This window comes from Methylocucumis oryzae (assembly GCF_000963695.1).
Classification (GTDB): Bacteria; Pseudomonadota; Gammaproteobacteria; order Methylococcales; family Methylomonadaceae; genus Methylovulum; species Methylovulum oryzae.
The window spans coordinates 1-2299 of record NZ_LAJX01000343.1 but is presented as its reverse complement, the minus strand read 5'-3'; the positions used below and the strand labels follow the sequence as shown (position 1 = coordinate 2299).

General features: G+C 40.6%; 2 protein-coding genes. Both read left to right on the top strand.

Annotated features, from left to right (window positions below):
• Positions 1 to 350, top strand: a 350-nt coding sequence (locus tag VZ94_RS21300) for a polysaccharide biosynthesis/export family protein (protein ID WP_045780787.1), incomplete at its 5' end; no start/stop codon positions are given.
• A gap of 241 nt (positions 351 to 591) precedes the next feature.
• Positions 592 to 2299 (top strand): glycosyltransferase family 2 protein (locus tag VZ94_RS21295; RefSeq protein WP_239650136.1); only part of this gene is annotated, 1708 nt, incomplete at its 3' end.

The following is a 2299-nucleotide window of genomic DNA, read 5'->3' as shown; positions in this document are numbered from 1 at the left end:
GTGGCGATGTGGTCAAAATACCGGCGCTGGACAACTTAATTCTGGTTAGCGGCGAAGTGATGTTCCCGAATACCATCGCATTGGCCAAAGACAAAGACGTTGACGACTACATACACGCTGCCGGTGGCTATACCCAAAACGCCGATACCTCGCGCATTATCATCGCGCATAAAGACGGCAGCTTTGAAGACACCGAAGAAACTGATGGTTGGTTTACTGAACCTAGCCTACGCGCCGGTGATGAAATCTTAGTATTACCTAAAGTCGATGAAAAATATCGCCAGCTATTTAAAGAAGTCTCAACCATGTTGTACCAAATGGCGTTGGGCGCTAGGGTGATTTTGAATTAGTTACGCGCAAATTTAACAGAATAAATGTCAAAATAATCATGCTATTAAGCAAAACTTCAGACAACACGTATAAAAATAGATAGGAGGGGAAAATCACTCACAAACAATGTAATGTAATTTGTTCACTGAACGCAATGTGCTCCTAATTTATATTTAGTGGCCTTATAGTAATAGCTTAACCTTAAAGCATTACCGAACAACAACCGATGAACTCAACCTTGTGCATTTAGGTTAATAACGAATGCGATTTCACGACAGAATAAATTCATGGCATGGTCAAGCACTGTTGAATACGCTTTGGTTGACAAAGCTGATAGGTAAGCCGCTAGGACTATGCTTTATTTATAAGTCCGCTGTTAACTATCTTATTAAACGTAGTGGCTTATTTGATCGCTCCTATTATCTGGAACAGAACCAAGATGTAGCAGCATCTAAGATAAGTGCGTTACAGCATTATATTAGTTATGGCGACAAAGAAGGTCGGCATCCTATGCCTTTTTTTGACCCCGTCTATTATCGAAAACAAGCTAAGTTTAAAGCTGGCTATGCTAATTCTTTATTACATTATGCCTATGTTGGCCGCTACCAAAAAACCTCCCCTAGCCCATGGTTTGATGTTGATTTTTACTTAAGAAACAATAAAGACATCGCTAGGGCGCAAATCGACCCTTTACTCCACTATCTAAAATGGGGTGGAAAAGAAGGTCGCTCGCCATGTGCTGAATTTGACAGCACGTTTTATCTTAGAATGTACCCTGATGTAGCTGGCATGAACATTAATCCCTTGCTACATTATTTAACTCAAGGCAGATTAGAAAATCGCCAAACTATCCCAGATCAAAATGGCAATGGTCACGAATACGAAACCAGCACACTGGCTATTCCAAGTGAACAAGAATGGTGTCAATTACCCAAGCGTGCCGATATAGAACACTGTGACGTCGATATTATTATTCCCGTTTACAAGGGACGTTCTGAAACTTTACGTTGTTTATTGAGCGTATTAAGCGCTAAAACCGAAACCGCTTTTCAATTAATCGTAATTAACGATGCAAGCCCTGATGCTGAATTAGCCGATGATTTGCACCGGTTAGCAGAAATGAAATTATTCAATTTACTCAATAACGCTTCAAACCAAGGTTTTGTTCACACTGTTAATTTAGGTATACAACTCAATCCACACCGCAATATCGTATTATTAAACTCGGACACCGAGGTCTATGACGGCTGGCTTGACCGCTTAAGCCAGACTGCACATAGAAATATAACGACTGGCACAGTAACGCCTTTATCCAATAACGCGACGATATGTAGCTATCCACAATTCTTACAAGATAATCCTTATCCACTTGAGCTAAGTTACGCGGAATTAGATCAAATGACCGCAAAAATAAACCGCCATTACGAAGTCGAAGCACCTACAGGGGTTGGTTTTTGCATGTACATTAGACGCGACTGTTTACAAGCCGTAGGCTTATTTGACGAAAAAACCTTTGGCAAAGGCTATGGCGAAGAAAACGATTTTTGTCAAAAAGCCATACAAAAAGGCTGGCGTAATATTATTGCTGCCGATGTATTCGTTAGGCATATCGGTGCAGCATCTTTTCAAGGCGAAAAAGCCAAACGCGTGCAAAATGCCATTAAATTATTAAGCAAACGTTACCCTAAGTATCAAAAAGACGTTGATGAATTTATTTTCAACGACCCACTTAAACTCGCTCGTTGTCGCTTAGATTCTGCTCGACTACAGCGTATGCGTAAAGAAAAAAACGTCTTAATTGTCTCGCACAACAGAGGCGGAGGTTCTGAACGCAAATTACAAGAAGATATTATTAATCTAACGAATGCGGGTGTCGGTGTTTATACCTTTACGGCCCGTTACCAAAAAACCAGAAAAGTCATCTTAGGGCATCCATCGATTAAGTCGTTCCCTAATATCAACCCATTTG